The organism is Mycobacterium spongiae (assembly GCF_018278905.1).
Classification (GTDB): Bacteria; Actinomycetota; Actinomycetes; order Mycobacteriales; family Mycobacteriaceae; genus Mycobacterium; species Mycobacterium spongiae.
Genome location: NZ_CP046600.1, coordinates 3,482,241 through 3,506,616 on the forward strand (window position 1 = coordinate 3,482,241; position 24,376 = coordinate 3,506,616).

The window sequence follows — 24,376 nt, forward strand, 5'->3', positions numbered from 1 at the left end:
ATCAGCGCTCGCGGCGCCTTCCCCGCCGGCACCGCCGGCGCCACCGGGGGCGCCGAGGCTGAGCGTGCCCGCGTCGCCGCCGGCTCCGCCTACCCCTCCTACGTTGCCACCACCTGTGCCCGAACCGCCGGCCCCGCCGGTGCCGCCCGCGCCGAACAATCCGCCGGACCCGCCGGCCCCACCAGCCCCGCCGTCGGTGTTGAGAATGCCGGCGCCGCCGGCGCCGCCGGACCCGCCGCTGGTGAACAGCCCGCCGGCCCCGCCGGCCCCACCCGCGCCGCCTGCAATGGCGTTGACACTGGCGGCCCCGCCGGCCCCACCCACGCCAGCCGCACCGAACAGCAAGCCGGCGTTCCCCCCGGCCCCGCCGGTCCCCCCGGTCGCGCCTGGCGCGACGCCGGTCCCGCCGGCTCCGCCGGCCCCGCCCGCGCCGAACAGCAACGCCGATCCGCCGGCCCCGCCGACCCCGCCGGTGAAGCCGTTCGCGCCGGCCCCGCCAGCACCGCCGGCTCCACCGCTGCCGATCAAACCAGCGGCTCCGCCGTTACCGCCGGCGCCGCCATCAGCACCAACTCCGAGGGCCCCGGATCCGCCGCTACCGCCGTTGCCGATCAACCAACCGCCGGCCCCGCCGGGAGCGCCGGTGCCTGGGGCGCCGTTGGCGCCGTTGCCGATCAGCGGGCGCCCGGTAAGCGCTAGGACTTGCGCGTTGATGGGATCCAGCAGCGGCGACACCGCCGCGGCATCGGCGGCCGCATAGGCGCTGCCGCCGGCGGACAAGGCTTGGACGAATTGGGTGTGAAAGGCGGCGGCCTGCGCACTCAGGGTCTGATAGGCCTGCCCGTGTGCACCGAACAGCGCCGCGATGGCCGCCGACACCTCATCGGCGCCGGCGGCCAGCACACCGGTAGTCTCTGCCGCCGCAGCCGCGTTGGCCGCGTTGAGCGTCAAACTGAGACTGGTCAAATCCGTTGCCGCCGAGGCGATAAGCTCTGGCGCCGCGATCACAAACGACATCCGAAACCTCCCAACGGGGCCATGACTGCGCCGTCATGCCGACCTGGGGACCGCGGGTCTCCAGGAATTATCCGTGGCGTCAGACTATCGCCAGTCCGTCGGGCGCACAACGGACTCGGATCATTGCTCCTGTATCAGCGTTCGAACTCAATGACCGTGGAACTCGTCCATGGAGTTGTAGACGCCGACGCGCCGCAGGTATACGTCGCGCAGCCCGACAGGCAGCACAGCGCTGAGTACCTTATTCATCTTCGACGTCCACGGCATCACGACGAACGGCCTGCCCGCTAGCATCGCCGCCCATGTCTTGTCGACAACGTCCTCCTGCTTGAGCATGGGGGTGAACAGAATTCCCTTGGCCCCGTCGAACATGCCAGTGTTGATGTAGGTCGGGCACACGGTGGTGACCTTGACCCGCTCATGGCCGGCCTGTTCCAGCTCCAGCCGCACAGAATCGGAAAAACCGACGGCCGCCCACTTGGAGGCGGCGTACGCGGCCATGCGGGGGATGGCGTTGAGGCCGGCCGACGATGCGATGTTGACCAGGCGACACTGCGAGCCGGACTCGACCATCGCTGGCAGGAACTCCCGGGCCACCAGCATGGGGCCAATGGAATTGACTTCCATGGTGAGCATGAAGTCGCGCGGCTGGTTCTCCCAGAAGTAGCCGTTGCCACGCACGATGCCCGCGTTGTTGAACAGCACCTGAATCGTGCCGACGTTGGCACGGACCCGCTCGGCGGCATCGGCCACCCGGTCCTGCGACGTCACGTCGACGGTTTCGTAATAGACCGTGCCTCCGGCTGCTTCCAACTCGGCTGCAGTCTCCTTCAGCGCGGCCTCGTTGGCGTCCCAAAGGACCACGGCAGCAGCGCCCTCCTTGACGGCCTGGGTGGCGAACAGCTTGCCAAGGCCCATGGCGGCTCCGGTAACTAGGACGTTGATCCCCTTGACCGATTGCATAGCTGGACTCCTCAAGGCGCCTACGGCGAAGCGATCTGGCGGCACCTACCGTTCTACCGCATCAGGCGCAAGCCCGGGCCTCGATTCGGTGCCCAACATCGCGGGGAGGGAAAAAGGGGACCGCATCCCAGATCAGCCTGGAGCTAACCGCGTTCGGCGCCTAGGACCCACCGTTTCGTTAGACGGCCGCTGTCACTTCGCCTCGCGAAAGCGCCGACTGGCGAAGACATTTCGTGACACAAGGAAGTCAAGAGCTAGATAGACAGGAGGCGGGCACACGTGGGTTTCGTCGTCGATGGTGCCGGTGTTGAGGCAGTGGTCACGTTGGCACTGGATCGCGAACCAGATCGCCTGCGCGCCCGGCCACGTACCCACGACCAGCTGACCGCCAAAATCGCTTTGGCCGCGCCCTAGCCGCGTTGCCGAGCAGTCACAGCTATCAGAGTGCAGGTACCAGTCATACAATCACCATGGCGCGCCGCCCCTGCGAGGAGTTGCCGAACTATCGCACCAGATGCTCGTGTCCCCCCACCGAGAACCCTCCACTCCGGAAACCGGAATCGATACCCTCGCTGGCCCTGTCCACCCGCGCATAGCGTCGCGATCGGCCTAGTCACGATCCGTGCGCATCTTTCCCGCGTTACCACGCGCATCGATGGTCTATCATTTTGATAATGAAAATCATGTTCATCAGACGGTCGGGGCGGGCACGGACATGACGGCCCCGGTGTGGATGGCGTCGCCGCCCGAGGTGCACTCGGCGATGCTGAGCAGCGGCCCCGGTCCCGGCCCGTTGCTGGCTGCCGCGGCCGCGTGGTCGTCGCTGAGCGTCGAATACACCGACGTGGCCGACGAACTGACCGCCTTGCTCGCCACGGTTGGGGCCGGCGCCTGGCAGGGACCGAGCGCGGTTCAGTATGCGGCTGCCCACCTGCCCTATCTCGCCTGGTTGAGACAGGCCAGCGCCACCAGCGCGGGCGCCGCCGCTCAGCATGAAACCATGGCAGCCGCATATACGACCGCGTTGGCGGCCATGCCAACGTTGCCCGAGCTGGCGACCAACCATGTCGTCCATGGCGTGTTGCTGGCGACGAACTTCTTCGGGATCAACACCATTCCGATTGCTCTCAACGAGGCCGACTACGTCCGGATGTGGATTCAGGCTGCCGCCACGATGACGAGCTACCAGGCAATCTCCGACGTGGCACTGGCATCGACCCCACCCACCACCCCGGCCCCGCCGATCCTGAACGCCACCGCAGCCGCCGCGACTGAGGAGGACTGCGACGAGTGTGCTCCGGCCCCCTTCGTCCCGTTGGACAACCTCATCGCCGACATCTTGCGGTTCATCACCAACGGCTACATCAATTGGGATCCTGCCGCCGGCACCCTCAACGGACTACCGTTCGACGCATACACCGACGCAACCCAACCGCTGTGGTGGGTTGCCCGGACGCTGGAGTTCACTACCGATTTTCAAAACTTCCTGGTCCTGTTGCCGCAGAATCCGCTGGAGGCCTTCCAGTTCGTCTTTGACATCCTGTTGTTCGATCTGCCGACCCACATAGCCCAGCTCGCCACGGCGATAGCCCAGTCCCCGCAGCTGCTGCTTGCCGCGGCACTCCCCGGCGTGGGGGCGCTGGCCGGATTCAGCGGGCTAGCCGGCCTGAGCGGCGTTTCGCCAGCGGCGACCGTGCCCGCGCTGGCCCCTGCTGCGCCCAGCATGTTGCCGCCCGTCGCCATCGCCCCGTCTCCCGTAGCTCCGGGAGTCGGAGTTGCATCAGCGAGCGCTCCCGCGCCCGCGCCTACCGCGACCACCGTCGCCGGCGCCGCTCCGACGACCCCGCCGGCCTCCAGTGGTTGGGGACTGTTCGACCCCTATCTGGTCCCTCCGCCTGGAATTGGGTTCGGCTCGGGAGCGAGCGCCACGGCCATCGCCGGCGCGAAGAAGAAGGCACCGGAGCCCGATAGCGCCGCCGCGGCGGCAGCCGCACGCGAACAGCGGCGAGCGCGGCGACGCAAGCGCGTTATCCAGCGCGGGTACGGAGACGAATTTTTGGATATGAACGCTGAAGTGGATCCGGACTGGGGCACGCCGCCGGATGAGGAGCCGATCGCGTCGACGGCGGCCTCGGATCTGGGTGCCGGCGATCTGGGATTTGCCGGGACCGCGCGCAAGGAAGCGGCTGCCGAGGCCGCGGGCCTGACCACGATGGCCAGCGATGAGTTCGGCGACGGACCGAGAATTCCGATGCTTCCCGAAACCTGGCATCCGGATGCCGTCGGCGAGGAGACCGACGACTAGCTGCCCGCAGGTGCCCTATCGCCCGTACCGAAGCAGAGACATGTAGCCAGTGTCGGTTCGACGACGTCTCAGCGGAGAGCCGCGTTGCCGCGCACCCGGGACAACACCGCGAGCGCGGCGATCGTGACCGCGAGCAGAACGAGTGTGCAGGCGGCCGCCAACAGCGTGTCACCGTGCTCGGCTAACCCGTAGATCGTTGCCGGCAGCGTCCGCCATGTCGGCGGATACACCATGGCTGTGGCTCCGAGCTCACCCATCGACAGCGACAACGACAACCCCGCGGCACCGCCGATCGCGGGAACGAGGAGCGGGAGTGTGACCCTGAAAAAGATCCTCAGCGGCGATGCACCAAGAGATTCGGCAGCGCGGTACAGCCCCGGATCGATGTGCTGCAATGCGGCGTCGACGGAACCGTAGGCGAACGCAAGCACCAACACTGTATGGGCGGCTACCACGATGCCAGCACGACCGCCCAGGATGAGTGGCGGTTCGTTGAAGGCGATCAGGATGCCGAGGCCGATCGCCACCGACGGCACCGCCACCGGGATATGAAAGACACCGGCGGTGAGCGTCGCAAGCCATGTCGGCGCACTGCGGGACAGGATCGCCGCCGTCACTCCCAGCGCCACCGAGATCACGCTGGCAATGATGGCGGTCTGGATGCTCACCGACAGGCTGGCGAGGTTCTCGCCGGACAGGGCCTCCCGCACGTGGTCTGCCGTCCACCCGGAGGGCACCAGCTCGGTCCAACTGGTGGCGAACGCCGCAACGGCGATAGCGAGCACCGGCAGGGCGAAGACCATGATGCCAATGACAATGAACAAGGCCCGGGCGATTCCGCGGGAGGTCGGGCTCCACCACAACATCAGACCCGCCCCCCGCGCCGACCAGCCAGCCGCCGGGCAAGCAATCGTAAACCCCCGAACAGTACGAGTGACAAGATGATCTGCACACACGCGTAGACGGCCGCGGCCGGAACGTCCGCCGTGACAATGCCAGTGGTATAGATCTGCGTCGGGATCGTCCGGACACCCTTGGCACCGGTGAACGCGACGATGCCAAATTCGTTGAGCGTCAACAGCACTGTCAATCCGCCGCTAGCGGCCAACGCCGGCACGATCTCAGGGAAAAGCACGATCGCGAACACCCGCAACGGCGAAGCACCAAGACTTGCGGCGACATTCAGCTGCGCCGGTGGAAGCTGGCTATAGGCGGCGAGCAGCGGCCGGATGACAAACGGAGTGAAAAAGGTGACCTCGGCCGCCACGACGCCGACGGGCGAGGAAAGAAAGGTTGAAAAGTCCACCGAGTCACCGAGGATCGCGTGTGCCGCTCCCGATCTGCCGTAGAGAAAGACGAACGCGAGGACGACGAGGAACGACGGCATCGCAACGATGACGTCGATGAGCTTGGACGCCAGTCCCGAGCCGCGGAAAGGGGCGAAGGCGATCAACGTCGCGACGAGTGTTCCGAGCAGCAGGCATCCGACGGTGGCCGCCACGGTGATCGTCACCGTGTTGCGCAAGGCTTCACGGAACGAACTCGAGACGAGGGTCGTCGTGATCGTCTCGGTTCCCCAGCTTCCGGTAGAAGTTCGCGTTGCCTGAGCGAGGACCCGCACCAGCGGATAGCCCGCGAAGAACACGACAATCGCCAGCGGGATCGTGACCAGGTACCGCGATATGTCGAAACGGGTTTGCGGCGCCACTGGCGCGGCCGGCGCTTCCCCGCGTTCGAGAGTGGCCGTCATGGTGCGCCGTCGACCGCGATAGCGACCCCGGAAGGCGTCTGGAAGCGAATACCCACGGCATGGTCGGCCGCCCATTCGCAGCGCCCGAGAATGTCGACATCGAGCAAGGAGTCGGGAACGTCGCTCAGTGCCACGGTTACCCGCGTCGATGTCCCCCGCCACATCGCGGTGGTGACCCGTGCGGCGTGTGTGTCGGTGTCGCCCAGATCGTGGATCGTGGCCGCGTGCGGCCTTACGGCGAGGTCGACGATCGAACCGACCCCGACCGCTGGGGTCGCGACCGCCTGTAGGGTCACCGACGGGGCGACTTCCACCTCTGCGACATCCGATTCGAGGTGTTTAACGATGCCGCGCAACAAGTTCGCACCGCCGAGGAACTGGGCGGTGAACTGTGTTTCCGGCGTGGCCCACAGTTCCTCCGGGGTACCCAGGGCATGCAATTGGGCGTCGCGGAGCAACACGATCCGATCGGCGAGCGCGAGCGCCTCGGTTTGATCATGGGTGACGTAGACCATGGTGGTGTCGGGTAGGCGGTGCTTGAGTGCGGCGAGTTCGACGAGCATCGCGGCGCGAAGTTGCGCGTCGAGCGCGGACAGCGGCTCGTCGAGCAAGAGGACCTTCGGGGCGATGGCGAGGGCGCGGGCGATCGCGGCACGTTGTTGCTGGCCGCCGGATAGTTCCCGTGGCAGGCGTTTCGCGTATGCGCTCATCCCCACCAGCTCAAGGCACTCCGCGACTCGTTCGGCGGTCTCGGTCCGCGGTGTGCGCCGGGCGCGCAGCCCGAAGGCAACGTTGTCCTCGATCTTCATGTGCGGAAACAGCGCATACGCCTGTGGGACGACGCCGATCCCACGACGAGCCGGCGGCAGGTTGGTGATATCTCGTTCGAAAAGTTGAATCCTGCCCGAGGAAGGCCGGACGAACCCCGCGAGTGCAGACAGCGCGGTCGACTTTCCCGAGCCGGACGGGCCGAGCATCGCGATTGTCTCGCCCGGCTGCACCCGGAGGCTGAAATCCCGCAATGCGGTTGTCTTGCCGTAGGTTACCGAGACGCGGGAAAAGGAGATCGCCGGTTCGGTCGTTGCCAACGACACCGATCCGGTCGGCGCCTTGATTTGCGGCGCCGCCGTGTTCTGTTGTGCCTTAATGGGATTGGTCACCGGTGCACCGCCTGATCGTAGGCTGCCATATCTGCCCGAAATGTCTGCGCGACGGAGGTCCAGTCGACCGATACGACGTCGATGCCCGCCATGACTCGACGCTGCTCGTCGTCAACGGAGTCCTGGGCGGCCGGCAGCGTCGGGAATCCAACCGCGACCGGTCCGATGGTGCGCTGCGACTCGGGCGACAGCAGGAAGCTCAGCAGCCGGCGCGCTCGGTCCGGATGCGGGGCTCCCTTGACCATTCCAGCCGCGTACGGGACGGCCACCGTCCGCCGTTGACCGTCGTCATCGGCCGGCATGAACAGCGTGAAGTTTCCTTGGCCACTACGCAGGGTGCGAAGATTCATCTGAACATCGCCGTTGGCCACGAGGATGTCTCCCCGCGACGTCTTCTCCTGAAGTGAGCCAGTCGACTTGCTCGGCCCGACGTTGTTGGCCTGCAACTGCCGCAGATAATCCAGCGCGCGATCTTTGCCCCACATCGTGGTGAGCAGAACCAGAACCGCGGTGCCGTCACCAGCTTGGCCCGGTGTGGAGTATTGCAGCTTTCCTTTGAACCGCGGCGCGAGCAGATCGGACCAGGTGCGCGGCTTGACGGCGACCTCGTTGTTGACGATGAAGGTCAGGTAGTTGTTCACGATGTTGACATAGCGTCCCTGTGCATCACGGGCACTGTCGGGAATGTCGGCGACGTCGGCACCGTGGCTCACGAGCAGGCCGCGCATCGCAATGTCCTGGATGAACGGAGGCAGGGTGATGACGACATCGGCTTGAGTGTTGTGCCGCTCGTTGGTAATCCGCGCCACGGCCTCCGAGGATCCGGTTTCGACGAGGTTTACCGGGATGCCGGTTTGACGAGTGAAAGCGACGAACCGGTCTTTGTACCAGGCAGCCAAGCCGTCAGCGGAATAGACGGTGATGGTTCCGGCCCCGGTGTGACCTGTCCCGCCGCACGCGGTGAGGAGAAGAACGGCCGCGACAATCGTCGACGCGATGGCCCTAGCTGCCCTGAACGGCAATTCGCGGCGCCTCCCTTCACGGTCCGTCACGCGTCCCTGACATGAGAGTCCACGTGATTACCGCGAGAATGGCGACAGTCAATGCCGTCTGTTCACACAGAGTAACGACGATGTTCACGCACCGGCGCCGGGGAAATGCCGCTGAGCCAAACCGAAGGCGATGGTCATACCCACCCCCGCGGTGACCACCCGTACCGACACGCGATCGCCGAGCTCGGCGACAAGGTAGTCGCCACGTGGGCTGGACGCGTACACGCCTTGCCAGCGTTCGTGAACGTTCAATTGATCGACACCGAGGACCTCGCAGATCGCACGATGCAGTGTGTCGCTGGTGTGCTCACTCAAGAAGACGTCCGTGGTCGGTTCGGTGTGGTGCGAGTCGCCAATGATCAGCGTGCCATCGGGGCGCTGGGTCAACATCACGTTGGCCTCGATATCGAGCAGATCGGGACGCGCAGCGGCCACCCGAGCGCGCAGCGCTTGTGCGGCGTCGGTCCCGGCAAACGCGGAATAGCGCAGCAGCGACGTGGCGGTCAATACGGCCGGGTCGATGACGACGCCGCCGGGAGCCTGCACCCGGGCCATCTGCAATGCGCAGCGCGCAACATCGTGTGTCTCAGCCAGTTCGGGGTACAGGTAGTCCAGATCGTGACCAACACAGACGATCACTCGTTGGCAGCGTGCGCCGCCACGTGACGTGTGCACGGTGTCGCCATCGAATCCCAGGTAGTTGGTGCGGAAAAGGACGTCAACCCCGGGCTGGTCGGCCAGCCAGGCGGCCAGCCGGTGCGCGGCAACGCGGGGGTCCACGCGCAGGTCACAGCCCAGTTCGGCGCCGCCGACGATGTCGTCGGCCCCGCATCCGCCCAGTCTCTGGCGGACCTGGGCCGCAGTGAGCAGGCCCAGCCCTTCGTGGCCGCGCCCGGACAGCTCTTCGAGTACGGCCAATTCGTCGGAGCCGCGGGCAACCACCACACCACCGGTTTCTCGGACGGCAAGGCCGGCACGGCGCCCGAGGTCAAGCCATCGCTGGCGAGCAATCGTGGCAAGTTCGCGTAACTCGCCGGCCTGGCCGGTGACACAGACGTGACCGAAGTTTCGCACCGAGGCCCCGACCGCACGTTGGTCGCGTTCGAGGAGTAGCACCCGCAAGCCAGCATCCAAGGCCCACGCGGCGTGGGCGAGCCCAACTATCCCAGCGCCGACGACCGCGACATCGTAGGACTCAGTGGACGGAATTCGGATCCAAGTCACGCACCAAGATTGAGCGGTATCCCGATCGAGTTCAAGTGCAGCACGCGGTAGCCTGCACCCCATGATCGCTCTCGTTGCCCTCGACATGGCCGGCACCACCATCGACGATGGTGGTGCCGTCTACCGCGCCCTGCAACACAGCGTGGAAGAGGCAGGGGCTACCGTTGCCGCCGACGACCTGCAGAGATGGATGGGTACCGACAAGGTTGAGGCGATCACCAACCTGCTGCGGCTGGGTGGGGTGGATCCAGCCGGCGATCTGGTCGCGAGCACCTTCGACGCGTTCCGCGCCCACTTGCGCCAGGCATACCATGACGAGCCACCGGTGGCCCTGCCCGGCGTGGCGGACGCAATCGCCGATCTGCGCGCCCGCGGCATCAAAGTGGCTCTGACGACGGGGTTTTCCGACGACGTTGCCGAACCGCTGCTCGATTCGCTGGGCTGGACCGCCGGTGACGGGCCCGATCACACGGTCGATGCCGTCATCACCACGTCCGACGTCCCCGCCGGACGCCCGGCGCCCTACATGATTTTCCGGGCAATGGAGGCCTGCGGCGCGCACGACGTCCGTTCGGTACTCGTGGCCGGCGATACCGTGGTCGATGTTCAGTCGGGTCGCAACGCCGGCGCTGTCGCAGTCGGCGTGCTCACCGGCAAGGTCGACCGCGCCACGCTGGCGGCCGAGGATCACGACTACATCCTCGATAGCGTCGCCGACATCCCCACCGTGCTCACACAACGCTGAGTTTCTGCGGCTAATCGCGGTGTCTGCGACCGGCTGCAGCGCCGTGGGAACGGTTTCATAGACTCTGAAATCCCTTGGTGTGCTAGCGATCCAGTGACGACTGCACAAAGTCTCTGCAAGAGCCATCAGCACGGGCCGCTGGGAATCCCCCGGGCGGGCGCCGTTTCCTGAGTTGGTATCGATTGCGGGAATGGCACTCGATAGGGGATTGATGCCTTCACCACAGTTCCCGCCACCACATTGGGAACGCACTGCGGCAGCTTCGGAATCGCTCGAAGCCCTGGGTAATCCACGTGGGGTTTGGACGAGTTCGGTGGGACAGCGAAGTTGAACGCCGACGTCATATCGCCGACGGTCGCGTCCCGCCACGCGCTGATGTTGGGAACCGGGACGCCGAACCGCGCGCTGATCAATTTCAGTGTTGACGTGTGGTCGAAAGTGTCGTGAACCATCAGCGGGCCACGGCTGTAGGGCGAAATGACGATGCAGGGCACTCGAAATCCCAGACCGATCGGCCCACGTATGCCGTTGGATCCCGGCACTGAGTCGATGTCGGGCACCGTGATGTATTCACCCGGAGTGCCCGGCGGCGGGGTTGGCGGGACCACGTGATCAAAGAAACCACCGTTTTCGTCATAGTTGACGATCAGCGCGGTCTTTTCCCACACTGCGGGATTGGACAGCAAGATCCGCAGCACGTCCACGATCGCAACTGCGCCAACAGAAACCGGAAATGCGGGATGTTCCGACAACAGGAAACCTGGTTGGACCCAGGAAACCTTGGGAAGCCGGTTGGCAATGACGTCGGCGGCAAAGTCCAAGGGGTAAGTCGGTGCGATTCCACGGCGGGCCAAGTTCGATCTCGGATCCCCAGCCTGTTTGAAGAGATTGACCATCCCGTTGTAGCCGACGGCGGTATTGTTCAGTGCCCCAAGGAACTTGTTCTGGTAGACCTTCCAACTGATAGCGGCATCTTCGAGGTTCTCCGGCATGATGCGCCAGCTATACCGGTACACCGGGTGAATAAGGTCCTGTATCACCACGGGGCCACCACTGGTGCCCTCCGGGTCGATCCAGGCGCTCATCGAATAGAGCCGGTTGGGGGCCGTCCCGCCCAGCAGCGAAGAAAAGTAATGATCGCAGACCGTGAACGTATCTGCAAGCAAGTAATGGATCGGGATGTCTTCGCGCCGATAGTATCCCATCGTCATCGGAACAAAGGGCCCCAACCGGGTGTTCGCCTGTGCTGGCAACCAGTTGTCGTTGGCTCCCCCGTTCCATGACTCGTGCATGGCGGTCCAGTCGTGGGCCGGGTCGTTGACGCATTCGCCATTGACCAACGGCCCGCGAGTGGTGTCGAGGCGGAACGGGAAATTGGTACCGGCCGGATCGACCGCCTGCGTCGCGGGGTTCCAGCCCGCTTGCTCGAAGACCAGCGGCGCGGTGGGGTCGTCGAACCCGCGGACAGCAGAAAGCGCGCCAAAATAGTGATCGAATGACCGATTCTCCTGCATCAAAATGACGATGTGCTCGATATCGGTCAAATGACCCGCGCACGGTCCCGCCCCATAGGCATGCTCAATGATGGGACCCGCCAGGGACATAACTGCCCCGCCGGTGGCGGCCGCAGCCGCCTTGGCAAAAAATTGTCGACGCGTCATTCCGTCGACGGGATGTTCACGCCCCACGCGCCTCCTTCGCGTCCTCTTCGGCAAGTGCTGATCACCGTATATTGGCGCGCGCGATTCGATACCACGTTGCGACCGGCATGTCGCTATTGGACCCGGCGTGTCGTTCTCCGGTCACATCAATCCGGCAGAGTGCGAAACACTTGACTTGTGGTCGCGTCTTTCGCGTCGGCGCCGAGCTCTTCGCGGAGAAAGTGCCTGACTTTATCGGCGACGGTATCGTCGTCGCGGCTCCGCAGATCACTGTCGATCGCCGCCAGGTGCCCAACTAGATCAAGGAACATCTCTAGTTGACGGCTCGCCACCTCAAGGGCGGTATCGAGCTTGGCCATGGGAACACGCTGTCTACGCCCGGGGACACACGCTTGCGGCTGACCTGGATTATGTTGCCGCACAGGCGACTACGCGCCTCGTTGGCCGCTAGCACCGGAGTCGAGCATGCCAGCGACATAGCCATGTACCTGCTGGCCGGGGCGAACATTGTGCAATCCGCCTCTGCGTTGCCGCGGCCCCCAAGTTCGCGAGGGTCCTGCTAACAGGATTGACCGATTGGCTGAACCGCAAGGGATTTTGAAACCTCAGCTAGGTGCGCGGGCTGCTGGCGGTCCCGGATGACAAAGACCCCGCGGCTCAAGAACGTGCCGACTATGTCTGGGCGTCGCGCAAAGCTAACAGCGGGATTTACGACAAACTTTGACGCAATAGCTGCACGGGGGACCTGCGGGCCAGTGCTCAGGCTGTAAGCGCGAACTGCCGTTTGAGCATTTGGTATCCCCAGGCGAATACTAGCCAGGGCGCGATGAGCCAGGGCGCGTTGAGCAGGATGAACTTCACCCCGAGGTCGAAGAAACTCGAGGTGTTCACCGACGGTAGGCCAGCGATGATTTCGCTGCCGTAGTAGTGCCAGGTCAACACCGTGTGAGTGACGGCGGTGGACATCACCAGCAAGGTGCCGCGGAAGTCGGTGAACCGCGATCGTTTGAGCAGGATCAGACCGGTGACGCCGACACAGGCGTTGACGACCGAGAGCACCTCGATCATCAGGAAGTGCGGATCCGGATTGAGGTAGCGCAGGTCTCCACCGTCGATGTAGGCCCACCACGGGTAGGCCCAGGCGCTGTCGCGGGCGCCGGCGATGGGCCTGTGCAGGATCAGCCACCACAGCTCCCATGTCAAATGAGTTGTGTAGGAACAGATCACGAACGGCAGGACAACACCTTGCAGGCGTTCGAACCTGCTCCACCGCCGCAGCGACGGGATCGGCATGAACGCCGCAAAGATACCCGCGAAGTAGGCGAGGGTAGCTTGAACGGCGAGCAGATTGGCCATGAGCCCGCGGTCCAGGTGGCTACCGAACACCAGGTATGTGTAGAGCGGAAAGCCCAGCACCAACGAGCCGAATGCCGCGATCCACATGACCCGCAAACCCCGCGACGGCGGCAGCGCACTGACGACGGGTTGCGAGGTAGCCGGCGTGACGGCGGTGGCGGTCATCGGCGCTCCTTGTTGATGTCGCCGATCAAGGATCGCATATGCGGTGCTTCCCGAGGGTAAACGCCGACTGTGGGTGACATGGTCACCGGCGGCCATCGCGCCACGACCGTCGCCTTTTCAGCCGGCGGGCGTCACGTCGCGAACCACGTCGAGATTGAGGAACTCCGGCGCCTTGATCACCCGGCGGAGCATGAACCGGATGAGCGGCGGCATGCCGGTGGCGTTTTCGTCCCGGACGATCGTCGGCGCCTCGAGCTGATAGCGGCGCCGCCTCGTCTGCAGCTCGCAGCCGTCCGCGGCAAGCACGTTCTTCACCCAGTCCGAGCCGGACCCGTACGTCAGCGCGATCACGAACCCGTCGTGGCGACGAAAGGCCCACAGCGGGGTACGGAAGGTGCGGCCCGACTTGCGCCCGCGATGGATGACGACCGCCCATCCCGGCGCCCACGGGGCGATGAACTTGGTGAGGCGATTGAGGCCGAGCCTGTTGGCCTGGGCGACCCAGCGCGGTGCGGGCATCTCCGAAACTCCTCATTCGTGGAATTTATGTCATCAGGCTAACGTTGGCCACCAAAGAAGTCAACGACTGTAGAATTTAGCGATCATGCGCCCGATCGGACGACGTCCGGGCAACCCGGACACTCGCAACGACATCATCAAGAGCGCTCGGCGGCTATTCGCCGACTCCGGGTACGAGCAGACATCGGTGCGCGATATCGCCGCGGCAGCCGGCGTTGACCCGGCGCTGATCCGACATTATTTCGGCAGCAAGGCCGAACTGTTCCGATCCGCCGTGGGTTGGCCCTTCGAGCCAGACGCGATCAGCGAGCGCATCATCGAGGGTGATAGCCGCCAGATCGGTACCCGGCTGACGCGGGTTTTCCTCGAAGCGTGGGAGCGGCCAGACTCGCGCGCACCGCTGCTGGCGATCCTGCGCGGCGCGGCCACCCATGAGGAGTCCACCGCCCTGGTGCGTCAGTTCTTTCAGGGCCAGATGTACCCGCAGCTCGCCACGCAATTGGCCGGACCCGATAGCGAACTGAGGGTCGACCTGGCCATGGCCCAACTACTGGGCATCGCCTATTTACGGCACGTCCTACGGGTGGAGCCGCTGGCGTCCACCCCAGCCGACGAACTCATTGCGCGTGTCACACCGGCCATCGTCGCCCACCTCACGCCCGCCTGATGCGGCCTGTAAGTACAGTCAGGCTGGTGATTTGCCCCGGCACACCGGCCCCATAGGCCCTACCGATGCGCAGAACAACCCCGATAAAGTGAAACGCTGTCCGCCACGACAAGCGTGAGGCCTTTGATGAGCGACATGACAGCAGTGTTTTCAGACATCGTCGGGGACAACAACCTGCTGTCCGGCGACGCGATCCCCGAAGACTATGCCCACGATGAGGAGCTAACCGCGCCGCCGCAGAAGCCCGCCTACCTCGCCAAGCCAGCGCGCGCCGAAGAAGTCGCGCAGCTGCTGGTGGCCGCGTCCGACCACGGAGTGCCAGTGACAGCGCGCGGATCCGGGTGCGGGTTGTCGGGCGCGGCGCGGCCACAGCCGAACGGACTGCTGGTCTCGTTCGATCGGATGAACGCCGTCCTGGAGGTCGACACAGCCAACCAAGTCGCCGTCGTTCAGCCTGGCGTGACGCTGACCGAGCTGGACGCCGCGACAGTTGATTACGGGTTGGGCTACATGGTTCACCCCGGTGAGGCGTCCTCCAGCGTCGGGGGGAACGTCGGAACCAACGCCGGCGGAATGCGCGCGGTCAAGTACGGAATAGCCCGCCACAATGTCCTCGGGTTGCAGGCCGTGCTGCCCACCGGCGAGATCATCCGAACTGGGGGCAAGATCGCGAAGGTGTCTACTGGCTACGACCTGACCCAGCTGATCGTCGGCTCGGAAGGCACATTGGCTTTGGCCACCGAGGTCGTCGTCAAATTGCATCCGCGACTCGAGCACAACGCCAGCGTGCTGGCCCCGTTCGTCGACTTCGACCAAGTCATGGCGGCGGTGCCCAAGATCCTCGCCAGCGGGCTTACGCCATACATCTTGGAGTACATCGACAACATGACGATGGCCGCGCTCATCTCCACGCAGGACCTGGAGCTGGGTATTCCGGACAAAATCCGCGACAGCTGTGCGGCGTATCTCCTCGTGGCGCTGGAGAGCCGAACTACAGACCGATTGTTCGAAGACGTCGAGACTGCCGGCGAGATGCTCTCCGAATTGGGCGCGGTCGACGCCTACGTGCTCGAAGGAAGCGCGGCACGCAAGCTGATCGAGGGGCGCGAAAGGGCCTTCTGGGCGGCGAAGGCACTCGGTGCCGACGACATCATCGACACCGTCGTCCCGCGCGCATCAATGCCGAAATTCCTGTCCACCGCGCGTGGCCTGGCAGCGGCCGCAGGCGGTGGCGCGGTCGGCTGCGGGCACGCCGGTGACGGCAACGTGCACATGGCCATCGTGTGCAAGGACCCGGACAAGAAGAAGCAGCTTATGTCCGACATCTTCGCTCTTGCAATGGAATTAGGGGGAGCGATCTCCGGTGAGCACGGTGTTGGCCGCGCCAAGACCCCATACTTCCTCGAGCTGGAAGATCCCGCCAAGATCGCCCTCATGCGCCGGATCAAGCAGAGCTTCGACCCGGCGAACATCCTCAACCCTGGCGTCGTCTTCGGCGACGCGTGAGCGCGACCGCGCCGGGGCGTCATCCGTATCGACCGAATTTGCCGATGCCGCTGGGAGTCCCAGGAGTCGGCCCAAAGGTGCGGGACCGCTAACTCCCGAATTAGCAAGGTCCGCTGGAAATCCCGCGAGTGGGCGCTGTCTCTTGGGTCGGCATCGACTGCGGAAACGGGACTCGATACGGAATCGCGGTCTTCGTAATCGTGCCGAGGACGGCGTTGGGAACGCATTGGGGTGCCTTCTGAACCGCCCGCACCACGGGGTAGTCCAGATGCGGGCGCGACGAATTCGGCGGCACAGCAAAATTGAATGCCGACGTCATATCCCCGACCACACCGTCGCGCCACGCGCTCAGATTGGGAACCGGAACCCCAAACCGCGCGCCGATCAGCTTCAGCTGCGATGTGTGATCGAACGTGTCATGGACCATCAACGGCCCACGGCTGTACGGCGAAATGACAAGGCACGGAACCCGAAAGCCCAAACCAATGGGCCCCCGAATGCCGCCCGAACCGGTTACCGCGTCGATGTCGGGCACGGTGACAAACTCACCGGGCGTCCCCAGCGGCGCCGTCGGGGGCACCACATGGTCGAAGAAACCCCCGTTTTCGTCATAGCTGACGATCAGCGCGGTCTTTTCCCACACCGCCGGATTCGACAGCAGGATCCGCAGCACGCTCACGATCGCAATCGCGCCCGTCGACACCGGGAATGCGGGGTGCTCGGACAGCAGGAACCCCGGAAGCACCCAGGACACCTTGGGCAGCCTGTTTTTCCGGACATCCGACGCAAAATCCCTCGGGTAGCTTGGGGCGACACCAAAGCGCGCAAGGTTCGACCGCGGATCTCCGGCCTGCCTGAAATCATTCAACATCCCGTCGTAGCCGACGACCGTGTTATTGAGGGCGCCCAAGAACTTGTTCTGGTAAATCTTCCAGCTCACGCCTGCATCCTCGAGATTCTCCGGCATGGTACGCCAGCTGAATCGTTGCTGCGGTTGAAGAATGGGATTTGCCACCAATGGTCCCCCATCGGCGCCGTCAGGGTCGATAGTGGCACTGATCCAGTACAGTCGGTTGGGTCCGGTCCCCCCCATGAGGGAACAAAAGTAGCCATCGCACACGGTGAACGTGTCTGCCAGCAGGTAATGGATCGGGAGGTCTTGACGGGTGTAGTAGCCCATGGCTGCCGGGGTATTGCCCTGAAGCGGACTGACTGCGGCCTGCGCCGGCAACCAGTTGTCGTTGGCGCCGTTGTTCCACGCATCGTGCATCACGATCCAGTCGTGCCCCGGATCGTTGGTACATTCGCCGGCGACCGCGGGCCCTCGGGTGGTGTCGAATCGGTACGGCACTGTGGTCGCGGCGGGGTCGTTTGCTTGCGTCATTGGGTTCCAGCCCGTTTGGGCGAACAACGGCGACCCGCTATCAAATCCATTGACGCCCGACAGCGCACCGAAGTAATGGTCGAACGACCGGTTCTCCTGCATGAGCAAGACGATGTGTTCGATGTCGCTCAACTGCCCCCCACAAGGCCCCGCGCCGTAGGCTTTCTCAATCACCGGGCCAGCCAGGGACATCAGAGCGCCCGTGCTGCCGGCGCCCGCGGCCTTGGCCATAAATTCGCGACGCGACAGTGCATCGACTGAATTCTTGGCCACCGCCATACCTCCCACGCACACGTTTGAGGGCTACGGTATATACACCACGCCCTCAGACCGGACACATCGCGCGGCGTGTCTTGTCGAGGGCGGAAATTCAGTGCGCCCAAGCGTCAACGCACCGTTGTGGACATGGCCGATTTCTCTTCCTCGCCGAGACAACTTGGCGATGTTCATGCTCGCCGGAAACCATTGGCGCGCCCGCGCTTTCACGCGGCAACGGGATCTTTGGGGAGCGCGACCGGTGAATCAGCAAGGCCCGCTGGGAGTCCCACGCGCGGGCGTGGTTTCCTGAGTGGGCATTATCTGAGGAAAGGGCACCCGGTAAGGAGGATTTGCCTTCGCGAGCAGCGTCACCGTGTCAGGTACGCATTGCACCTGTTGCGGCACCGCCTTCAGTATCGGGTGGTTGAGAAACGGTACCGACGGGTTCGGCGGGGAGGCGAAGTTGAAGGCCGACGTCATATCGCCGGTCACACTTCGTCTCCAAGCGGTCAGGTTGGGAACTGGCACACCGAAGCGTGTCTCGAGCAACCGCAGCTGCGAGGTGTGATCGAAAGTGTCACTGACCACCAACGGACCACGGCTGTACGGCGAGATGATGAAGCACGGGACGCGGTAGCCCAGACCAATCGGCCCACGGATGCCGCCGGAACCCTCGACGGCGTCAATGTCGGGCACCGTGACGAACTCGCCCGGAGTTCCCGGCGGCGCGGTCGGCGGTATGACGTGGTCAAAGAAACCCCCGTTTTCGTCGAAGCTGACGATCAGCGCGGTCTTTTCCCACACCGCGGGATTGGACAGCAGAATGCGGAGAACGCCGACGATTGCGGCGCCGCCGAATGCCGGTGCTATCGGTAATCCGGGATGCTCGGACCACTGAAACCCGGGCAGCACCCACGAAACCTGGGGCAACTTGTTGGCGAGGACATCGGCGGCGAAGTTCAAGGGATAGCCCGGGGCGATACCCCGGCGGGCCAGGTTCGACCTCGGGTTCTGGGCCTGCTGGAAAAGGTTCAGCTCGCCGTTGTAGCCGAGCGTCGTGTTGTTGAGCGCCCCCAGAGTCTTGTTTTGGTAGATCTTCCAGCTGATGCCGCCATCGTCGAGGTTTTCCGGCATGGTGCGCCAGCTGTAGCGGCCCAGCGGCTGGATGAACGGATCGACCACCAGTGGCCCCCCGTTGGCGCCGTCGGGGTCGATGGTGCCGCTCATCCAGTACAGCCGATTCGGCGAAGTTCCGCCGAGCAGCGAACAGTGATAGGCGTCGCAGATGGTGAAGGCATCGGCCAGCAGATAGTGGACCGGTTGGTCTTGGCGGGTGTAAAAGCCCATCGTCACCGGGACGTTGCCCTGCAGCGACTGTTGTACGGTCTGTGCGGGCAACCAATTGTCGTTCGCGCCATTGTTGAATGCCGCCTGGATCGTGATCCATTGGTGGGCGGGGTCGTTGGCGCATGCGCCGTTGAGGGTAGGCCCCCTGGTGGTGTCGAGCCGAAACGGCAGTGTGGTGCCCGCGGGGTCGACCGCCTGGGTCTCGGGGTTCCAGCCCATTTGGGCGAAGAGTGGCGACCCACTGTCAAATCCGTTGACCCCCGACAGCGAGCCGAAGTAGTGGTCGAACGAGCGGTTCTCCTGCATAAGTAGGACGAAGTGTTCGATGTCGCTCAAGTGCCCCCCACAGGGCCCCGCGCCGTAGGCTTTTTCGATCACCGGACCGGCCAACGACATCGCGGCGCCCGCAGTGCTGGCAGCCGCAATCTTGGCCATGAATTCGCGACGCGACATCGCGTCGACTGAATTTTTGCTCACCGCCATGCCTCTCGGAAAAACATTTGAAAGCCACGCTATAGTCACGGCGCCACCCAGCCCGGAAACGTCATCCGGCGTGTCGAGCGTGTGATTTGTTTCGGCCTGCCGACAATGCGCCGAATATGACACGAAGCGAGTTCTGCTTCCTATGGGTTTCCCGAGTTATCCGGACAGGATTCGACCGGCAAACCCGAAGTGCGGACGCATTATTGGCGCCACGGCACCGCTTGTGCTAGCCATCGCGCCCGGGCTAAGTCACCAATCACGACGCACCGAACAACCCCCACGATGCATTTTGTTCACCCGGCGTTTACCCATCGCTAGTCGCTATGCCGTAGCCTTCTGACGCTCGATTGCCAACAGCCGGCGGCATGAGTCGCAACAGAAAAGACCACAGGGACGGGTATTTCGTGGCCAGCGGACTTCAGAATCCAACAACGCCGACACCGCAATACGAGGGCTTCCTAGGACCGGACCGACGGTGGCATCTCTCATTCGGTTTCCTGCTTGCAGGGTCGTTCGTCCTGTTTTCGATGTGGGCATTCGACTATGTCGGGTCAGGCGCGAATAAGATGATTTTGCTGCTCGCCACGGTGGTCGGTCTGTTCATGGCCTTCAACGTCGGCGGCAATGATGTCGCCAACTCCTTCGGCACCAGCGTGGGCGCAGGCACGCTGACGATGAAACAGGCGCTGCTGGTCGCGGCCATCTTCGAGGTCAGCGGCGCGGTGGTCGCCGGTGGGGACGTCACCGAGACCATCCGCAGTGGCATCGTTGACCTATCGGGAGTGTCGGTCAATCCGAGCGCCTTCATGAACATCATGATGTCGGCGTTGCTGGCCGCAGCACTGTGGCTGCTATTCGCCAACCGCATGGGATACCCGGTGTCGACCACGCACTCGATCGTCGGTGGCATTGTCGGGGCCGCGATCACGCTCGGGATCGTGAATGGCCACGGCAGCAGTGCCCTCAACATGGTCCAGTGGGATCAGATCGGCCAGATCGCGGTGTCCTGGGTGCTCTCCCCCGTGCTGGGCGGACTGGTGTCCTACATCCTGTACGGCGCCGTCAAGCGACATATCCTGCTGTACAACGAACAGGCCGAGCAACGACTGCTGGAAATCAAGAAAGAGCGCCTTGCTCATCGCCAGCGGCACAAGGCGGCGTTCGAACGACTCAACGAAATACAACAAATCGCCTACACCGGCGCCCTGGCGCGCGATGCCGTGGCGGCCAACCGCAGGGACTTCGACCCCGAGGAACTGGAGTCCGAGTACTACCGCGAGCTCCACGAAATCGACAACAAGAAATCGTCGGTGGACGCGTTTCGAGCCTTGCAAAACTGGGTGCCGTTGGTGGCCGCCGGGGGGTCGATGATTATCGCCGCGATGCTGTTGTTCAAGGGGTTCAAGCACATGCACTTGGGCCTGACCACCATGAACAACTACTTCATCATGGCGATGGTCGGCGCCGCGGTGTGGATGGCCACGTTCATCCTCGCCAAAACACTCCGGAGCGAATCACTGTCGAGGTCGACGTTCTTGATGTTCAGCTGGATGCAGGTCTTCACCGCCTCGGGGTTTGCGTTCAGTCACGGCAGCAACGACATCGCCAACGCCATCGGCCCCTTCGCGGCCATCCTGGATGTCCTGCGCACCGGCGCCGTTGAAGGCCATGCGGCCGTGCCCGCCGCCGCCATGATCACGTTCGGAGTAGCGTTGTGCGCCGGGTTGTGGTTCATCGGACGCAGGGTGATCGCCACCGTGGGGCACAATCTCACCACGATGCACCCAGCATCCGGGTTCGCTGCCGAACTCTCGGCAGCCGCGGTGGTCATGGGCGCCACCGTCCTGGGCCTGCCGGTCTCGAGCACCCACATTCTCATCGGGGCGGTGCTCGGCGTGGGCATGGTGAACCGGGCCACCAACTGGGGGCTAATGAAGCCGATCGCCCTGGCATGGATCATTACGCTGCCTTCGGCGGCGATCCTCGGCTCGGTCGGTCTCGTTACGCTGGATGCGATCTTCTGACCGGGAACGGTATCAAAGTCCAAAAGCATTGTGCTACAACGTGATTAGTCGGGTTATTTGTAGAGCTATTCGTAGGCGCTACCAGACCGGATGAGCGTCGGTCAGGGTGTGCTGAGCGACGGGGCCGCAAATCCGCCCCCTTTCGCGGTGGCGCCGGGTCACCAACACTAAACTGATCACGACACGAACTCGTGCACTATCCGCATCGAACGAAGTACGGGCTAGATGCCAGACGTCGAGCACACAATGGCCGCGGACGGCCGCGGTAGCAGCAATCCCCTGCGGCAGATCCTGGAACCGCTCACGCGCACCGGGGGCTTCTACGCTCGGACTTGGGGCAATTACCTGGATCGCGAACCCAGCGAGCTTCCGGTGGCACGCCCCACCCTGGCACTGGCTACGCAGGCGTTCCGCGACGAAATCGTGCTCGCCGGGTTTCGTCTGCTGCGCCCCGCCCCTGACATCGCGACACTCGACGGAATCGACCGCGAAGTGCTCGCGGCACATGAGTTGTACGAGCAGAACGGCTGGCTCAATAACCCCGAGGGGTTCTTCGCACCGCCGCCCCCGCTCGCCGACGTCACGGTCAAGCCCGTCACCAGCATGGGGCGCTCCTACCAGCGCATCGCGTTCGACAGTGGTTACGAGCCCCATGACGGCGAACCGGGCGGGAAGCGCTGGCTGAGCTACCAGGGAAACAACCGCGAGTACGCGCTGGTGCTGCGGCACCGAAAGCCGCGCCCCTGGCTGGTATGCATACACGGCGCGGAGATGGGACGCGCGGGGCTGGACCTCACGTTGTTCCGCGCCTGGCATCTGTACGCGGAGCTCGGCCTGAACGTCGTGCTACCCGTCCTTCCGCTGCACGGACCCCGCGCTCGGGGTCGACCGAAAGGCGTCGCGTTCCCGAGTGAGAACGTCCTCGACGGAGTCCACGGTGTCGCCCACGCGGTATGGGACATTCGGCGCTTGCTGTCCTGGATCCGCTCACAGGAACCCGACTCCCCGATCGGAGTGAACGGCATTTCCCTCGGCGGCCTGCTCAGTTCACTAGTTGCCAGCCTCGACGACGGGCTTGGCTGTGCGATTCTCGGAGTTCCGGCCGTGGATCTGGTCGAGCTGGTCGGCCGCCATGCCGGCCTCAGCCACCACAGCAGGCTACGCCAGACAATGAAGTCGGCCAGGTCGGTCAGCCGGATGATCTCACCGCTGTCACTGACCCCGCTCGTCCCGATGGCCGGCCGATTCATCTACGCAGGCCTTGCCGACCGCCTGGTACATCCGCGCGACCAGGTCACCCGGCTCTGGGAGCATTGGGGCAAGCCCCGGATCCATTGGTACCAAGGCGGCCACACCGGATGCTTCCGTGCCCGGCCGGTGCACCGATTCGTCGACGAGGCACTGGTACAGGCCGGATTCGTCGACCCCGCGCGGCTGCAGCGCACGCGCGAGCAGCCAGCTTGACGGGTCACGCGACATCGCTTCGTAGAGTGGCGGCATGGGGACAGCGCGAATCATCCATATCGTTCGGCAACTCGGGTCGTTGGCGGTCACGGCAGTCACAGCCGCGTCCACCGTGAACGCATATCGGCCTCTGGCACGTAGCGGATACTTTTCCCTGTTGTCCTGGGCATACGGTCTCGTCGTCACAGAGTTTCCCCTGCAGACGCTGGCGAGTCAGCTCGGCGGGCTGGCACTGACAGCCCGCCGACTTACCCGGCCGGTGCGGATGCTCGCGTGGGTAGTGGCGGGCTGCTCGGCGGTGGGCTTGCTGAACTTCAGTCGCGCCGGCCGCAGCGCCGACGCCCCGCTCAACGAGGCCTTGGACATCGGCCTGGGGCGTGATCGCCGCCCTGATTCGACGGGACTGTGGCGCCGCCCAGCCGGCGGCGGCACCGCCAGGACCCCCGGACCGCTGCGCATGCTGCGGATCTACCGCGACTATGCCCACGACGGCGACATCAGCTACGGCGAATACGGTGGCGCCAATCGCCTGGATATCTGGCGACGACCAGATCTTGACCCGACCGGGAAGGCGCCGGTGCTCTTCCAGATCCCCGGCGGCGCCTGGACGACGGGAAACAAACGCGGACAGGCCCATCCGCTGATGAGCCACCTCGCCGAACTGGGTTGGATCTGTGTGGCGATCAACTACCGACACAGCCCGCGCAACACCTGGCCCGATCACATCGTCGACGTCAAGCGCGCGCTAGCGTGGGTCAAGACGCATATCAGCGAGTACGGCGGCGATCCCGACTTTATCGCGCTGACCGGTGGTTCGGCCGGCGGCCACTTGTCGTCGTTGGCCGCGCTGACGCCAAATGATCCGCAGTTCCAACCGGGATTCGAGGCGGCAGACACGCGGGTGCAAGCGGCCGTGCCGTTCTACGGCATCTATGACTTCACCCGCTTCAAGGACGCCATGCATCCGAAGATGCTCCCGCTGCTCGAGCAAATGGTGGTCAAACGACCGCGCGCGGCAAACATGCAGTCCTACATTGCGGCCTCGCCGGTCACCCACGTTTCGTCCGACGCTCCCCCGTTCTTCGTGCTGCATGGCCGCAACGACTCGCTGGTCCCCGTCGAGCAGGCACGTTCCTTCGTCGAGCGGCTACGGCACGTGAGCAGTGCACCCGTCGTGTACGCCGAATTACCGCTTGCTCAGCACGCGTTCGACATCCTCGGATCGGCCCGCGCGGCACATGCGGCGATCGCCGTCGAGCAATTTCTCGCCGAGATCTACGCGACCCGACACTGCCGGAACCAATCCGGCTAACGAAGTCGCTAGGG

General features: G+C 64.4%; 20 protein-coding genes and 1 pseudogene. 8 read left to right on the forward strand and 13 right to left on the reverse strand.

Translation table 11 applies throughout. The annotated features are described in order from the left end of the window. Positions 1 to 501: 501 nt before the first annotated feature. Positions 502 to 1,017: pseudogene (locus tag F6B93_RS23770) on the reverse strand (PE family protein); the annotation flags it as partial. A gap of 147 nt (positions 1,018 to 1,164) precedes the next feature. Continuing rightward, positions 1,165 to 1,980, reverse strand: a complete 816-nt coding sequence (locus tag F6B93_RS14115) for an SDR family NAD(P)-dependent oxidoreductase (RefSeq protein WP_211695650.1) — start codon at positions 1,978 to 1,980, stop codon at positions 1,165 to 1,167. Positions 1,981 to 2,259: 279 nt separating this feature from the next. On the opposite strand from F6B93_RS14115, the gene F6B93_RS23415 reads away from it, so the two are divergent. Together F6B93_RS23415 and F6B93_RS14120 are read left to right on the forward strand one after the other, a co-directional pair. After that, positions 2,260 to 2,394, forward strand: coding sequence for a hypothetical protein (locus tag F6B93_RS23415; protein ID WP_281426087.1), 135 nt, complete (start codon positions 2,260 to 2,262; stop codon positions 2,392 to 2,394). A 301-nt stretch (positions 2,395 to 2,695) separates the two neighbouring features. After that, the gene (locus F6B93_RS14120; RefSeq protein WP_211695651.1) at positions 2,696 to 4,285 is read left to right on the forward strand and encodes a PPE family protein; all 1,590 of its coding nucleotides are present in this window, start codon (positions 2,696 to 2,698) and stop codon (positions 4,283 to 4,285) included. A 68-nt stretch (positions 4,286 to 4,353) separates the two neighbouring features. Here the strand turns inward: F6B93_RS14120 and F6B93_RS14125 are convergent, their stop codons facing one another. From F6B93_RS14125 to F6B93_RS14145, 5 genes are all read right to left on the reverse strand, one after another. Next, positions 4,354 to 5,151: an ABC transporter permease gene (locus tag F6B93_RS14125; protein ID WP_211695652.1), complete on the reverse strand. Its 798-nt coding sequence runs from the start codon at positions 5,149 to 5,151 to the stop codon at positions 4,354 to 4,356. After that, positions 5,151 to 6,035 (reverse strand): 2-aminoethylphosphonate ABC transporter permease subunit, encoded by an 885-nt coding sequence (locus F6B93_RS14130; protein WP_211695653.1) that lies wholly within the window; start codon positions 6,033 to 6,035, stop codon positions 5,151 to 5,153. The genes F6B93_RS14125 and F6B93_RS14130 overlap by 1 nt, the downstream gene beginning before the upstream one ends. After that, on the reverse strand, positions 6,032 to 7,195 hold the full coding sequence (locus F6B93_RS14135; protein WP_246540768.1) for an ABC transporter ATP-binding protein: 1,164 nt from the start codon (positions 7,193 to 7,195) through the stop codon (positions 6,032 to 6,034). Before F6B93_RS14135 ends, F6B93_RS14130 begins: the two co-directional genes overlap by 4 nt. Then, a complete protein-coding gene (locus tag F6B93_RS14140; protein ID WP_211695654.1) occupies positions 7,192 to 8,217 on the reverse strand; it encodes a 2-aminoethylphosphonate ABC transporter substrate-binding protein in 1,026 nt (341 codons plus the stop codon). Before F6B93_RS14140 ends, F6B93_RS14135 begins: the two co-directional genes overlap by 4 nt. 114 nt (positions 8,218 to 8,331) lie before the next feature. Then, complete coding sequence (locus F6B93_RS14145) at positions 8,332 to 9,471, reverse strand: TIGR03364 family FAD-dependent oxidoreductase (RefSeq protein ID WP_246540770.1); 1,140 nt, start codon at positions 9,469 to 9,471, stop codon at positions 8,332 to 8,334. A 61-nt stretch (positions 9,472 to 9,532) separates the two neighbouring features. On the opposite strand from F6B93_RS14145, the gene F6B93_RS14150 reads away from it, so the two are divergent. Next, a complete protein-coding gene (locus F6B93_RS14150; protein WP_211695656.1) occupies positions 9,533 to 10,216 on the forward strand; it encodes a phosphonatase-like hydrolase in 684 nt (227 codons plus the stop codon). Between the two features lie 125 nt (positions 10,217 to 10,341). Here the strand turns inward: F6B93_RS14150 and F6B93_RS14155 are convergent, their stop codons facing one another. The 4 genes from F6B93_RS14155 to F6B93_RS14170 form a co-directional block, all read right to left on the reverse strand. After that, the gene (locus F6B93_RS14155; protein ID WP_211695657.1) at positions 10,342 to 11,877 is read right to left on the reverse strand and encodes a phospholipase C; all 1,536 of its coding nucleotides are present in this window, start codon (positions 11,875 to 11,877) and stop codon (positions 10,342 to 10,344) included. Between the two features lie 146 nt (positions 11,878 to 12,023). After that, entirely contained in the window at positions 12,024 to 12,236 is a 213-nt protein-coding gene (locus F6B93_RS14160; protein ID WP_246540772.1) for a hypothetical protein, read from the reverse strand. 400 nt (positions 12,237 to 12,636) lie between these two features. Continuing rightward, positions 12,637 to 13,398, reverse strand: a complete 762-nt coding sequence (locus F6B93_RS14165; protein WP_211695658.1) for a hypothetical protein — start codon at positions 13,396 to 13,398, stop codon at positions 12,637 to 12,639. A gap of 117 nt (positions 13,399 to 13,515) precedes the next feature. Then, complete coding sequence (locus tag F6B93_RS14170; RefSeq protein ID WP_211695659.1) at positions 13,516 to 13,917, reverse strand: nitroreductase family deazaflavin-dependent oxidoreductase; 402 nt, start codon at positions 13,915 to 13,917, stop codon at positions 13,516 to 13,518. Between the two features lie 85 nt (positions 13,918 to 14,002). Between F6B93_RS14170 and F6B93_RS14175 the strand changes: the two genes are divergently transcribed. Both F6B93_RS14175 and F6B93_RS14180 read left to right on the forward strand, forming a co-directional pair. Continuing rightward, positions 14,003 to 14,584, forward strand: coding sequence for a TetR/AcrR family transcriptional regulator (locus tag F6B93_RS14175; protein ID WP_211695660.1), 582 nt, complete (start codon positions 14,003 to 14,005; stop codon positions 14,582 to 14,584). Between the two features lie 126 nt (positions 14,585 to 14,710). Continuing rightward, on the forward strand, positions 14,711 to 16,090 hold the full coding sequence (locus tag F6B93_RS14180) for an FAD-binding oxidoreductase (protein WP_211695661.1): 1,380 nt from the start codon (positions 14,711 to 14,713) through the stop codon (positions 16,088 to 16,090). Between the two features lie 100 nt (positions 16,091 to 16,190). Here F6B93_RS14180 and F6B93_RS14185 read toward each other — a convergent pair whose 3' ends face one another. Both F6B93_RS14185 and F6B93_RS14190 read right to left on the reverse strand, forming a co-directional pair. Further along, complete coding sequence (locus F6B93_RS14185; RefSeq protein WP_211699496.1) at positions 16,191 to 17,753, reverse strand: phospholipase C; 1,563 nt, start codon at positions 17,751 to 17,753, stop codon at positions 16,191 to 16,193. A 243-nt stretch (positions 17,754 to 17,996) separates the two neighbouring features. Next, the gene (locus tag F6B93_RS14190; protein WP_211695662.1) at positions 17,997 to 19,562 is read right to left on the reverse strand and encodes a phospholipase C; all 1,566 of its coding nucleotides are present in this window, start codon (positions 19,560 to 19,562) and stop codon (positions 17,997 to 17,999) included. Positions 19,563 to 19,927: 365 nt separating this feature from the next. Here F6B93_RS14190 and F6B93_RS14195 point away from each other — a divergent pair, with 365 nt between their 5' ends. From F6B93_RS14195 to F6B93_RS14205, 3 genes are all read left to right on the forward strand, one after another. Then, positions 19,928 to 21,586: an inorganic phosphate transporter gene (locus tag F6B93_RS14195; RefSeq protein WP_211695663.1), complete on the forward strand. Its 1,659-nt coding sequence runs from the start codon at positions 19,928 to 19,930 to the stop codon at positions 21,584 to 21,586. A gap of 246 nt (positions 21,587 to 21,832) precedes the next feature. Further along, on the forward strand, positions 21,833 to 23,050 hold the full coding sequence (locus F6B93_RS14200; RefSeq protein ID WP_425518552.1) for an alpha/beta hydrolase family protein: 1,218 nt from the start codon (positions 21,833 to 21,835) through the stop codon (positions 23,048 to 23,050). Between the two features lie 34 nt (positions 23,051 to 23,084). Then, positions 23,085 to 24,362, forward strand: a complete 1,278-nt coding sequence (locus tag F6B93_RS14205; protein WP_211695665.1) for an alpha/beta hydrolase — start codon at positions 23,085 to 23,087, stop codon at positions 24,360 to 24,362. The last annotated feature ends 14 nt before the right edge of the window (positions 24,363 to 24,376 follow it).